Origin of the sequence: Aliivibrio salmonicida LFI1238 (genome assembly GCF_000196495.1) — a bacterium.
Lineage (GTDB): Bacteria > Pseudomonadota > Gammaproteobacteria > Enterobacterales > Vibrionaceae > Aliivibrio > Aliivibrio salmonicida.
The window spans coordinates 500,626-514,315 of the sequence record NC_011312.1 but is presented as its reverse complement, the minus strand read 5'-3'; the positions used below and the strand labels follow the sequence as shown (position 1 = coordinate 514,315).

The 13,690-nt window shown below is 37.0% G+C and carries 11 protein-coding genes; all 11 read left to right on the top strand.

Annotated elements, in window-relative coordinates; translation table 11 throughout:
• The first annotated feature begins 2 nt into the window (after window positions 1-2).
• The 11 genes from VSAL_RS02610 (at window position 3) to uvrA (ending at window position 13,634) form a co-directional block, all read left to right on the top strand.
• Window positions 3-767, top strand: a complete 765-nt coding sequence (locus VSAL_RS02610; protein ID WP_049940323.1) for a GumC family protein — start codon at window positions 3-5, stop codon at window positions 765-767.
• Between the two features lie 101 nt (window positions 768-868).
• A protein-coding gene (locus VSAL_RS22660; RefSeq protein WP_085941784.1) for an IS630-like element ISVsa8 family transposase occupies window positions 869-1,875 on the top strand; the annotation gives its coding sequence in 2 pieces (ribosomal slippage) (window positions 869-1,247 and window positions 1,247-1,875; 1,008 coding nt in all).
• A gap of 51 nt (window positions 1,876-1,926) precedes the next feature.
• Window positions 1,927-3,309 carry a hypothetical protein gene (locus VSAL_RS02595; protein ID WP_231850868.1) on the top strand — a complete coding sequence of 461 codons (1,383 nt, stop codon included), beginning with the start codon at window positions 1,927-1,929 and terminating at the stop codon, window positions 3,307-3,309.
• Window positions 3,310-3,316: 7 nt separating this feature from the next.
• Window positions 3,317-4,522: a lipopolysaccharide biosynthesis protein gene (locus tag VSAL_RS02590; protein ID WP_012549273.1), complete on the top strand. Its 1,206-nt coding sequence runs from the start codon at window positions 3,317-3,319 to the stop codon at window positions 4,520-4,522.
• A gap of 2 nt (window positions 4,523-4,524) precedes the next feature.
• On the top strand, window positions 4,525-5,904 hold the full coding sequence (locus VSAL_RS02585; protein ID WP_044583379.1) for a hypothetical protein: 1,380 nt from the start codon (window positions 4,525-4,527) through the stop codon (window positions 5,902-5,904).
• The gene (locus VSAL_RS02580) at window positions 5,897-6,895 is read left to right on the top strand and encodes a glycosyltransferase (RefSeq protein WP_012549271.1); all 999 of its coding nucleotides are present in this window, start codon (window positions 5,897-5,899) and stop codon (window positions 6,893-6,895) included. The genes VSAL_RS02585 and VSAL_RS02580 overlap by 8 nt, the downstream gene beginning before the upstream one ends.
• A complete protein-coding gene (locus tag VSAL_RS02575) occupies window positions 6,892-8,097 on the top strand; it encodes a glycosyltransferase family 4 protein (RefSeq protein WP_012549270.1) in 1,206 nt (401 codons plus the stop codon). Before VSAL_RS02580 ends, VSAL_RS02575 begins: the two co-directional genes overlap by 4 nt.
• 3 nt (window positions 8,098-8,100) lie before the next feature.
• Entirely contained in the window at window positions 8,101-9,231 is a 1,131-nt protein-coding gene (locus VSAL_RS02570; protein WP_012549269.1) for a glycosyltransferase family 4 protein, read from the top strand.
• Complete coding sequence (locus VSAL_RS02565; protein WP_044583176.1) at window positions 9,221-9,628, top strand: hypothetical protein; 408 nt, start codon at window positions 9,221-9,223, stop codon at window positions 9,626-9,628. The genes VSAL_RS02570 and VSAL_RS02565 overlap by 11 nt, the downstream gene beginning before the upstream one ends.
• A 136-nt stretch (window positions 9,629-9,764) precedes the next feature.
• Window positions 9,765-10,634 carry a UTP--glucose-1-phosphate uridylyltransferase GalU gene (galU, locus tag VSAL_RS02560; protein ID WP_012549267.1) on the top strand — a complete coding sequence of 290 codons (870 nt, stop codon included), beginning with the start codon at window positions 9,765-9,767 and terminating at the stop codon, window positions 10,632-10,634.
• Window positions 10,635-10,805: 171 nt separating this feature from the next.
• A complete protein-coding gene (gene uvrA / locus VSAL_RS02555; protein ID WP_012549266.1) occupies window positions 10,806-13,634 on the top strand; it encodes an excinuclease ABC subunit UvrA in 2,829 nt (942 codons plus the stop codon).
• Window positions 13,635-13,690: the final 56 nt, after the last annotated feature.

Here is a 13,690-nt window from a genome sequence, read left to right as displayed (position 1 = left end):
TTATGGCACTATCAATTATAGAAAATGGAAAAAAGCTAGAAAGTACAATCGATTTTTCTAATTTCCTAAAAGAATTTAAAAAATATCGTCTACGAATTCTGCTGACAGTTATGGGGGTAACCTTAATTTCACTCCCGTTAATTTACTCGATGACACCTCAATATTCTGCAACTGCAACGATGATATTAAAAGCACAATCAGATAACTCGACACCGATAGATCAAGTCGAAGATTTTGACGCAACTCAAGCAGAGTATTACCCAACTCAAGCCGAAGTTTTACAATCAAAAAAAGTCATTGAGACTGTCGTTCGTCAACTAAATTTACAAAACAACCCACTATTTAAGCTAAAAAAAACCGATAAACTAATTTCAGAAAATGAACATATTTATCAAATAGTAAAAGCGATCAATAAAAAGCTTTCTATCTCACCTGTGCGCTTTAGCCAATTAATTAAAATCTCTTATGAATCGACATCTCCAGAGATGTCCGCAACCATCACTAATGCCGTTGTTGAGGCTTATATTCACTTAGAAGAGCAACGAAAAATAGAAAAAACCAAACAAGCTCAAGAATGGAATAATGCTCGAATGACCGAGCTAAAAGAGAAGATTTTACAACAAAAAGAAAATATAGATAAATACCTCACAGAAAATGGTTTGCTAACTTATCAAGGTATTGATGGTTTTGAAACAGAGCAACTTGCACTCGTTAATGATCGTTTAGCAACCGCAAAAGAAAAACGAATAACAGCGAAGGCTAAGTAGTTAATGATAAGTTTTCGAGAATGAAGATTTCGCCTTTACCATATATCCATATATCCATATGGTATTAAAATGAGTATTTTAACGTCAGTGTCTATATCATAATGAAAGCAGTTAATCCTTTAACAGACAATGAAAAAATAACCCTAAAAGAAGCGATCGCTAATCATCCAAAAAATAGAGTAAGAATACGAGCACATGCGATTATTCTCAGTGATAAAGGCTACTCTATTTTAGCGTTAACTGATATTTTAGACGCTAAATTTGAGACCATATCGTCATGGATAGACCATTGGGAAGCCTGTGGAATGCTCGGATTGTATGACGCTGTTCGTATAGGTAGAAAACCTATTTACACAGAAGCAGAAGTATATCGTTTGAAGTCATTGGTTGATGAAGAGCCACATCAACTTAAACGAGCACAAGCAATACTTGAAGAAGAAACAGGTAAAAAATCCAGCTTAGACACTATTAAACGAAATATAAAAAAAGTGATTACAGTTACAAAAGAGCCCGACACTCATTAAAGTTAAAGCGTGACGATATGAAATTCAATAATTTCAGTAATATATTGAATTCATTGATTGAAATGGAACGTACGAATAAATGTGAACTCTTTTATTTTGATGAGTCAGGCTTTAGTCAGAAATCTAATCTTCCTTATTGTTGGGGACCTATCGGTGTTCAATCGCTAAGGCCTGCTCATTCACACAGCAAACGGCTCAATGTTCTTGGCTTCTTAAGTAGACAAGGTAAATTGAGTTTTCAAACAACGGAAGGAAGAGTAACTACCGATACAGTAATTGATGCATTTGAGCACTTTATCAACGCACGAAAAAACGATAAGCCATGCTTTATTATCTTAGATAATGCCTCTTTTCATAGGTCAGCAAAATTTAAACAAAAATTGCATGAGTGGTTGATGAATGATGTATTAGTTTGTTATCTACCACCGTACTCTCCAGAGCTCAATATCATTGAGATATTGTGGAAGAAAGTAAAATATGAATGGTTACCATGTGAAGCGTTCAAAACGTTTGAAGACCTCAGTATTAACATCAAAAACATATTAAATTATTACGGCGAAAAATTCACAATAACTTTTGCGTGACTACTTAGCTATAACACAATCAGCGAAGCACTTGGCTATCCATTAGAAGATGTGGCTACCCTACCGTCGATTTCTAATCATGCACAATTACAAGATTTACGTATTGCTCTTATTCAAGAAAAACGTACATTATTTGATCTTAAAGAAAAGTATGGCCCCAAAAACCCATTGATTTTAGAAGCTAATGCTCAAATTAATGCCATTGAACTACAAACGACCTCTTTATTAAAAGAGCTTAAAACCGGATTATACAAAGAATATCAAGCCTCAATTGAACGCGAAAATAAATATAAATCCTTACTTAATGCACAAAAAAAGAACTTCACACAACTTGCTGCAAAAAGAGATGTTTATAATACGATGAAAGCGGATTTAGATAAGACGCAAGAGTTGTACGAAAAAATCTTCACTCGTAGCAAAGAGCAAGAATTAACGATGTTATATCGTGAGCCAGCGGCAACACTACTCGATCCCGCAATGCCACCAAGTAAACCAAGTAAACCAAGTAAACCCAATAAAGCTTTATTTATCATTATGATTTTCATCATGACATTTATCTTAAGTTTACTGTTTATCATCATTAAATCGGCCTTAAATAAATCAATTAATAATGTAACTCAAGTGAAAACCCGCTTAGGCCTAAAAGCCATCGGGGAGCTTCGCCCATTCAATTACATTGCAGAACTTACTGTATTTTCAAACATTTTTTTTACTAATCCCTATTCAGGGGACACCATTCACGCAATTAGAACGAGTCTCCTTTTAGATAGTAAACCCTGGCCAATTATTGGTTTAGTATCCACAGATTCTAGCGAACAAAATGAATTAAGCAGTTATCTTCTTGCTCATTCTTTATCACAAGATCGTTCGACATTATTAATAGATTTAGATTTCAGAAAGGAAGTCTCTATAACTGAAGAGATATTGATGATGCAACCTGTAGAGGAAGCCTCGAGCGTATCTAAAACAGAAAATAGTACCTCTGATGTTTTTCCTACATTAACTGTAATGGGGATGGCTGAAATTCTTGAAAAAAATCATCCTATTAACGATTGTATAACTCAATTAGACGAAAATTTATTTTTCTTAGCTCGTGGAACACTAACATCAACACCACTCCTAACATTATCTCTGGAAACCCTCGAACCAACACTTCAAGAGATGAGTAAGCAATTTGAACAAATTATCGTTCACTTGCCAGCATTATCTGAGAATAAAGACGCTCAGCTTATTGCTCGTTATCTATCTGGTGTTATTTATACTGTTCAAGCCGGTACATTAAGTGCAAACAGCATCCTGTCAAACATGGAAAAAATAACTCAACTGCAAATCCCTATTATTGGTGCCATACTTAATAATGTGGTTGATGAAGAATTAGAAACAGAAGAAACACAGCAACAACTGTTCCATCAAAACGATGATTTATTAAGTTAGGTTTCTGATGAGCTTACTAAAAAGTGTCTCAACAATTGCGGGTGCATCGGTTATTTCCCAAATTATCGGTGCCGTTTCTATTTGGCTTATTTCTCACAAATACGATATGGCACAAGTGGGCGTTTATGCTCTAGTGTATAGCGTAGTGTTAATTGGAGCTCAAATTTGTACTTTTGCCTCTCAATTGTTATTACCAAAACAAAGTGATTCACAAGTCACTCAGAACATTATATTTTCACTGCTTCAAAGTGTCATAATTGCGCTTCCTTATACTGTCATAATTATCCAGTTTTTTGATCTTAATGGCTATTTACTTTACCTACTAACCCTTTGTCATGCATGGGTTTTAATATCAGAAAACTTACTGCTTAGAATTGAAAATATTCGTCTATTAGCATTTCAGCGTATTTCAATTTCATTATTAGTTATTGGTGCCGTTGCTCTCACACAAACCACTGAATTATTTTATGTCTGTTGGGCCATTGGGTTGTTTATTCTTGTTTCCATTTGGATTTGTCATTCTGTTTCTTTTTCAAAGATTAGATTTTCTCATTTTTCATTATCGAATAATGTGCAATTTATGAAAGAAAATCGGGCTCATCTTTCTGGAATAGGCAGTGCCGAAGTTTTAGCGATGGCAAATAATAATCTACCCACACTGCTAATTAATTTTTGGTTCTCCCCATTAATCGCGGGTTATTTTGCTGTTGTGAATCGTTTCTGCTTAGCACCCGTTACCATTGTTGGTAATGCCGTTCGTAATTCTATCTTTGCTAAGTGGTCGATTGATTTTCGTAATAACAAATTTAATTATCAAGAATTTAAAAAAGTTCGCTTAATGTTGTTAATTCTGGGGCTTATTGCGACTGCTGGTGTCTTACTCTTTTATCCGTTAATCATGCAACTTGGTTTTAATGATGAATGGCTTAGCTCTGTACCTACATCCCGTTATATGCTGCCTTATTTACTTCCTGCTCTTGCTGTCTGTCCCCTCACAGTAATTGAATTAGTATTTGGTTCACCTAAATATTTTCTACGTATTCAAATCGAGCAATTGTTAGTTATCACTATCGCTTTCATTATATTTCCATACTTTTACCATAACTATGCTTATTCTGTTCTTTTGTTTTCGATTCTGTCATTTGTTCGTTACAGCTTTATCTATTTAAAAGTAAATAAACGAGCACACCTATTAGCTCAGGAAAATAAGTAATGATGCCGTTAAATACTGGTTTTTTCCTACAAATCTATGCCGTTATCAGTCTCGTATTATGTGGCTTAACACAATATTTCACTGGTATTTCTGCCATTTTATGGCTGCCATTTTTATTAGCTTTTACGATGACAGGCTTACTCTTTTTACAGAATCGATATACGCCGCTCGATCTCGATCATAAAGAAATTATTATACTCGTTTTGTTCATTGGTTTTTTCGTTCAAGCGGTACTCAGTACCTTTTTGCAAAATGGTATCACCACCACTATTGTTGGCTTAAAAAATGAGCTCGCACTCTCCTTAATTCTATTTTGTCTATTGTTGCGATTTTGTCGGGAATCACAAATATACCGAGTGACAAAAACACTTTATTGGATTTTTTATGCTCAATTCCCCGTCATTCTATTCCAAATTTTTGTCATTCTTCCCAAACGAGTAGCCGCTCACGGTGAGTATGAAAAATGGGATTCGGTCGTAGGTACTTTTGGGGGCGATCCCATGGGAGGTGGGAATACGGCTGCGATGGGGCTTTTTTGCTTACTGATTATGCTGTTAAAACTCTCTGAGTATAAACATGGTCTATGCTCAATAAAATCAACTATCCTACACATTGGTGCGGCATTCACTCTATGTATTTTAGGTGAAGTGAAATTTGTTATTTTATTATCACCCATTTTACTGGCTTATGTATGGCTAGCTCCTAGCTACATAAAAGGCATGAAAAGCTACGATATTAAGATTATTCTCGCGATTATTGGTGGGATGTTGCTATTAATGAGTATCGCTATCTTATTATTATCATTATCTTATTCATCTGCTTTTGGCAGTGACCCAAGTAAAGGGCCATTAGACATTTTCATTGGTTCTTTAGAATATATATTTGATCCTAACTATATTATGCCGACCGGTGAATTAGGAAGAATGACAACCATTTTTTTCTGGTTAGATAATAATGACTTTTATGGGCTTCCAAATGCTTTATTTGGTTATGGATTAAATACAACAAATCACGGAAGTTCGGTTTCCCCTGGTTTTTTAAATGTTCTTTTTAATGTCATTCTTGATACGACAGCACTCAGTGTTCTTTTATGGGAATTGGGGATCATTGGAACATTATTTTTCATTTCAATGACACTCTATATTCTTCGAGTCTGTAAACCTACTCCTCTATTTAATCGAGATGACGTGACACAAGAAGATATTAGATTAATGAGCTATCCTCCTGCATTTAATGCCTTTGCTATTGCTTGTTTATTAAGTCTCCCATACAGCCAAATATTGATGTTGGTCCCTATGCTTCAATTTATTTTTTACTTATCACTAGGATCAAACTTAGTGATCCGAAAATCCTTAATTACGGCGGCAGCGAATCATGACTAGTTCTCCTTTTATTTCAGTCATTATCAAAACCTATAATGAAGAATCTGGCATCGCGAATACGATAACAAGCATCCAAGAGCACATGAGTAAATATCCCCATAAAATTATTGTCGCGGATAGCTTATCAACAGATAAAACCCAAAAAATAGCCACCCAAATGGGTGTTACGGTTGTATCTCTAACAAATGAAGAAGATCGTTGCTGTGGGGTTGGCCATCAATTAGGTTATCTTCATAGCGAAGGTGATTTTTTACTTTTACTTGATGGCGATATGAAGTTAGAGTCGGGCTTTATTGATCATGGTATTTCATTTCTATTAGAACACCCTGAATATGCCGCGGTGGCGGGTGCAGTAGAAATGGATGATGTTGATAGCTATGAGTTTAAGTCACGTAAACAACGCATACACCAAATTTACCCTATTGGTGATTGCAGTCATTTAGGTGGAGGGGGGTTATACAGAAAGAGCGTCATTGATGAGATTGGATATTTAACGAATCGTAATTTACATGCTTACGAAGAATCTGAACTCGGTATGCGCTTAGGCTTAGCGGGTTACAAACTTCACCGCTTAGATGTGCCTTATTTTTCTCACACCTCTTATACCATGTCATCTTTCGAGCTAATAAAGCATCGCTGGAAGGGCGGTTATCTGTTTGCTTCTGGTGAGCTTTTAAAAGGCTCTTTTGGTACTCCTTTGTTTAAGAAAGCATTAAGCACAGTGCAAAACGAAGCTATTTTCACTCTTTATTTATTGCTCTTAATAAGTACTCTCTTTACGTTTAACTCTCTCATAATTATGCTCACAGCATTGCCTTTATTCGCATTTATTACATTAAAAACCATTAAGAATCGCTCGATTAAAGACGCCTTACACAGCGTTATCAACCTCTCCGTTTTTTCTGCTGGTTTACTCCGAGGTTTATTTCTGCCGCTAAAAAGTCCAACTCAGCCACCACAACACAAAATTATTAACGAGGGTAAAAAATGAAAGTTCGATTAGTTAATAAATTTTTCTTTATGAAAGGTGGTGCCGAAACCGTTTACTTTCAAGAGCGGGATATGTTGCTTTCTGAAGGCATCGATATTATTGAATTTTCAATGAATCATGAGAAAAACCTTGAATCAAACTATTCTTACTTCTTCGTTAATAACGTGGATTACTATCAAGAGCAAACACTAAAAAACAAAATAACCACTGCAGTTAATTTTATTCATAACAGCGAAGCTTGCATTAAATTCAAACAATTATTAGAGCAAGAAAAACCAGACTTAGTGCATTTTCATAATATCTACCACCAACTCACCCCTTCAATTATAAAAGTGGCAAAACAATTTGGTTGTAAAACGGTATTAACCGCTCACGATACTAAAATAGCGTGCCCAAGCTATACGATGTATCGCGATGGTCATACATGTGAAGACTGCGTTCATGGCTCGGTCTTTAACGCCACAATACATCGATGCCAAGAAAGTTCATTAATAAAAAGTTTTCTTTTGTCCGCAGAAGCTATCTATCAAAAAGTCAGCGGTAACTACCAGCAGCTTGATGCTATCGTCTCACCGAGCCGCTTTCTTGGACGCTTTATACAACAAAAACTGCCTCATAATCGTGTAGACATTATCGTAAATGGTATTGATGAGCACGTCTCTAATGAGGGCATCAGTGATCAAGGTTACTTTCTGTATCTCGGTAGACTAAGTACAGAAAAAGGCGTTCCTACCCTTGCGAAAGCACATCAATTAATGAAAGAAAACACAGCCTTAAAAATTGTGGGGGATGGACCCGTTTTTAACGAGTTAAAAGAAACGTACCCAAGAGCTGAATTACTCGGTTTTAAAAGCGGAGATGAATTACTCACTCTAATTAAACAAGCAAAAGCCGTAATTGTACCATCTGAATGCTATGAAAACTGTTCCATGTCGGTTCTAGAAGCCATGTCATACAGCAAACCAGTTATCGCCTCTAGAATCGGTGGATTACCAGAACAAATTCGAGATGGCGTTGATGGCTATTTATTTGAGGCGGGTAATGCCCAAGCACTTGCTGACAAATTAGATGTATTGGCTGCGAGCCTTTCAGCATCCGCAGAAATGGGGAAGAATGCAAGACAACGCTTTTTAAGTAAGTACACACTAACAAAACACAAAACAGATTTACTCAATCTTTATAATGAATTACTAAAGGGATAATACATGACCACTAACATTACCGTCATCGGCACTCGTGGGATCCCTGATGTTTTAGGCGGAGTAGAAACTCACTGTCAGAATTTATACCCTGAAATTAAGACACAATTCGATACTGAGATTTGTGTCATTGCTCGTTCGCCTTATGTCGATTATAAAAAATCCACTTACCGAGGTGTCAATACAAAGGCTATTTGGGCACCAAAGAAGAAATCATTAGAAGCGATAGTTCACTCAACCTTATCTTCGTTTTCAACGTTATTTGATCGTTCTAACATTGTCCATGTTCACGCGATTGGACCAGGGCTTGTTGTACCTCTATTACGAGTTTTAGGTAAAAAAGTGGTTTTCACTCATCATGGTCCTGATTATGACCGTCAAAAATGGGGGGGATTTGCAAAACGAATGTTACAATTAGGTGAAAGGTTAGCAGTCACTTACGCAACGGAAGTCATTGTAATTTCAGACGTAATTAACGACATCATTAAATCGAAATATAATCGCCACGATGCCCATTTAGTTTACAATGGGGTAAACCTACCCACTCCACTCCCTCAAGAAAAAATAGATGCTGTGTTAACTCAATTTACTCTTACTGAAAACAACTACTTGGTTGCGGTTGGGCGTTTAGTCGAAGAAAAAGGATTCCACGATCTTATCAGTGCTTATGAAAAAGCAAACATTGATATACCGCTGGTAATTATGGGAGACACCGATCATCCGACGCCCTACAGTGAACAGCTAAAAGCACAAGCAAAACATGTCGATGGTGTAATAATGACGGGATTTTTAAAAGGTGAGCAATTACAATCTATTTTCTCAAAAGCGAAAGCCTTTGTGATGCCCTCTTACCATGAAGGTTTACCGATTGCTCTATTAGAAGCAATGTCTTATTCATTACCCGCCATTGTCAGTAATATTCCAGCAAATCTAGAAGTTAAACTAAGCCCTGAAAGTTATTTTCCCGTTGGCGATATCGATAGCCTAACGACGGCATTGATTAACCATTCAATAGGCTCTGAGAGCAATGTTAATTATAGTCAGTATTTAGCGCATTATGATTGGCATAAAATTGCAGGTAAAACGATGGCCATCTATGACACTATTGAGAAAAAGAGAACTCAACATGATGGATAAAAAACAACAGAGACTCATCGCTAATTTTTATTCAGCATTAGATGGAAATATTTCAAATGAGCTGTCTTTTGAACAAAAAAAATCCATCGAACGAGCCGTAATTGCAACGGGTCTTGGTTCAAATAATAATATCGATATTCGAAAAAGTGTCTCATTTTTTAATAAACGTTATTTTTTCGTTTTTTTACTCGGTAGAGATTATAGAAATAAGATGAGAAGCGAGTCACCACTTGCATTATTCTTCATGACACTATTAACGTGCTTCGGTGTGGTTGCTCTTTTCGGACTCGCGGTGGTTATTCTTTATCTTATAAAATCAGCGCTCGGTATCGATATATTTCATAATTTTTCATTTGGGATTTGGGATTGGTTTAAAGAAGTCATGCATATTTCATAATTAACAATGATACTCCACCATGTTTCAACTTAAAGCGCTTCATTTACCCGTTATTAGTCGTTAAACTGATCATATAACGATGATGCTCAATCAAGAGCGCTTCCAATAATTTAAATTTCGTCTTTAGGACTCAGTTATGATCAAGAAATGTCTTTTTCCTGCCGCTGGCTACGGTACTCGTTTTCTTCCTGCGACTAAATCTATGCCAAAAGAAATGATGCCAATCGTAAATAAACCGCTTATAGAATATGGCGTAGAAGAAGCTATCAATGCAGGCATGGACGGAATATGCATCGTCACTGGCCGTGGTAAGCATTCTTTAATGGATCACTTTGATAAAAACTACGAGCTAGAACACCAAATCAGTGGCACAAATAAAGAAGAACTTCTTGAAGACGTTCGTGAATTAATTGACGCTGCACATTTTACTTATATTCGTCAAAGAGAAATGAAAGGTTTAGGTCATGCCATTCTTACTGGCCGTGAACTCATCGGCGATGAACCATTTGCTGTCGTACTTGCTGATGATTTATGTGTCAATGAAGAACAAGGCGTACTGTCTCAAATGGTTGCTTTGTATAAGCAATTCCGTTGTTCTATCGTTGCAGTAGAAGAAGTACCTGATAACGAAACGCATAAATACGGCGTTATTGCAGGTGAAATGATCAAAGACGATCTATACCGCATAGATAACATGGTTGAAAAACCAGAACCAGGCACTGCACCAAGTAACCTTGCGATCATTGGTCGTTACATTCTAACACCAGATATCTTTGAGATTATTGAGCAAACAGAACCAGGTAAAGGTGGTGAAATCCAAATTACCGATGCGTTATTAAAGCAAGCTCAATCAGGTTGTGTTCTTGCTTATAAATTTAAAGGTAAGCGTTTTGACTGTGGTAGCGTTGAAGGTTATATCCAAGCAACAAACTACTGCTACGAAAATGTATATTTAAAAGATAAAAAATCAGCTGAATTAGCAAAACAAACAACAGGTAAAAAGTAAGCTCGTTTGTTTTAATTATTATTACGTCTTATGACATATCATAAGGCGTTTTTTTTCATTCTGAATCTCTCCTACCTTATCATTACTGTTTTTTTATCCAGTACCTCTTTGTTGTTCTAATAGTCTGTGCAATACTTAGTCTTCAGTCATTATTTATGCAGTGAGATCCCAATGGATAAAATTGAAGTTAGAGGGGCCAGAACCCACAACCTAAAAAATATTAGCTTAACACTCCCACGTGATAAATTAATTGTGATAACTGGGTTATCTGGGTCAGGTAAATCTTCTTTGGCATTTGATACATTATATGCAGAAGGTCAACGACGTTATGTTGAGTCATTATCTGCTTATGCCCGTCAATTTTTATCTCTTATGGAAAAACCCGATGTAGACCATATCGAAGGGTTGTCTCCTGCTATCTCTATCGAACAAAAATCCACATCTCATAACCCAAGATCTACCGTGGGTACCATTACTGAAATCTACGATTATTTGCGTTTACTATACGCTCGTATTGGTGAACCCCGCTGCCCTGAGCATCATGTCGAACTTACTGCTCAAACCGTTAGTCAAATGGTAGATAAAGCCTTAGAACTGCCGGAAGGCACTAAGCTTATGTTACTCGCTCCTATTATTAAGGAGCGTAAAGGCGAGCATGTTAAAACATTAGAAAATCTAGCAGCACAAGGCTTTATTCGAGCCCGTATTGATGGTGAAGTATGTGATCTTTCCGATCCACCCACATTAGAGTTACACAAAAAACACACCATTGAAGTTGTCGTTGATCGGTTTAAAGTCCGTTCAGATCTTCAACAGCGTTTAGCAGAATCGTTTGAAACGGCATTAGAACTAACCGGTGGCATTGCCGTTATCGACTATATGGATAAGACCGATAATGAACCACTGATCTTTTCGGCTAATTTTGCTTGCCCACATTGTGGTTATAGCATGCAAGAACTCGAACCTCGCTTATTCTCTTTCAATAATCCAGCAGGGGCTTGTGGTACCTGTGATGGCTTAGGTGTACAACAATATTTCGATGCCGATAGAATCGTTTTAGATAACAAACTTAGTATTGCTGAAGGGGCGATCAAAGGATGGGATCAAAAGAACTATTACTACTTCCAAATGCTAACTTCTCTCGCTGAACACTATACTTTTGACCTTTTCTCACCCTTTAAATCATTGTCAAAAAAAATTCAACAAATCATCCTTAATGGCTCTGGTAATGAAGAAGTTGAATTTCATTACAGTAATGACCGGGGTGATTTACGTGTAAAACGTCACCCATTTGAAGGTATTTTAAATACTTTAGATCGCCGCTATAAAGAAACAGAATCAAGCTCCGTTCGTGATGATTTATCCAAATACATTTCTACACAATCTTGCTCTAGTTGCCATGGGACTCGCCTACGCTTAGAAGCAAGAAGCGTTTTTGTCGCTGATACCACGTTATCTGAAATCTGTGAAATGAGCATTCAAGATTCGATGGCATTTTTCAGCTCATTAACCTTAACAGGACAAAAAGCACAAATTGCCGATAAGATAATGAAAGAAATAAACGAGCGCTTAAATTTTCTTATTAATGTTGGTCTAAATTACCTTAATTTATCGCGCGGTGCGGACACCCTTTCTGGCGGAGAAGCTCAACGAATACGTCTTGCTAGTCAAATTGGCGCAGGGCTTGTAGGTGTTATGTATGTACTTGATGAACCATCAATTGGGCTCCATCAACGCGACAATGAACGATTATTAAAAACGTTGAATCATTTACGTGATCTCGGAAATACGGTGATTGTCGTTGAGCATGATGAAGATGCAATTCGAAGTGCCGATCATATTATTGATATAGGCCCTGGAGCCGGTGTTCATGGTGGATATATTGTTGCTGAAGGCGATTATGCGGCAATCATTAATAACCCAGACTCTTTAACAGGCCAATACTTAAGTGGCGCAAAAAAAATCCCGGTACCAAAAGAACGAGTTAAAGCGGACCCTAAAAAACAAGTAGAACTGATTGGCGCGACTGGTAATAATTTAAAAAATGTCACATTAAAATTACCGGTTGGTCTCTTTACTTGTATCACTGGTGTTTCTGGTTCTGGTAAATCGACACTCATTAACGATACTTTTTTCAAGATTGCACATACTCAATTAAATGGAGCGACAACTTCAGAGCCCGCGCCTTATAAAAAAATTAAAGGCATCGAACACTTTGATAAAGTCATCGATATAGATCAAAGTCCAATAGGCCGAACCCCTCGCTCAAACCCCGCGACTTATACTGGTATTTTTACTCCAATACGAGAGTTATTCTCTGGAACACCGGAATCCCGATCTCGTGGCTATAAACCTGGACGCTTTAGTTTTAATGTTCGAGGTGGCCGTTGTGAAGCTTGCCAAGGTGATGGGGTTATAAAAGTAGAAATGCATTTCTTACCTGATGTTTATGTACCATGTGATGTGTGTAAGAGTAAACGCTACAACCGTGAAACGCTTGAAGTAAAATATAAAGGTAAGAGTATTGATGAAGTTCTTCAGATGACTATTGAAGATGCTCATACTTTCTTTGCTCCTGTTCCCGTGATTGCTCGCAAATTAAAAACACTCATGGATGTAGGACTCTCTTACATTCGTTTAGGTCAAGCGGCAACGACTTTGTCTGGAGGGGAGGCTCAACGAGTCAAACTAGCTCGAGAATTATCGAAAAGAGATACTGGAAAAACACTCTATATTTTAGATGAGCCAACTACTGGTTTGCATTTTCATGATATTCAACAACTATTGACTGTGCTTCATCACTTACGTGAACGAGGAAATACCATTGTGGTTATTGAGCATAATCTAGATGTAGTAAAAACAGCTGACTGGGTGGTAGATTTAGGGCCAGAAGGTGGTAATGGTGGTGGAGAGATTATTGCAGAAGGAACCCCCGAAGAAGTTGCACTTGTTGAAGGCTCACATACGGCACGCTTCTTAAAACCAATGCTTTCCTTATAAAATTCCATACTTATTAAGTATTATCGGATAGAATAAAGCCAGCACTTTGCTGGCTT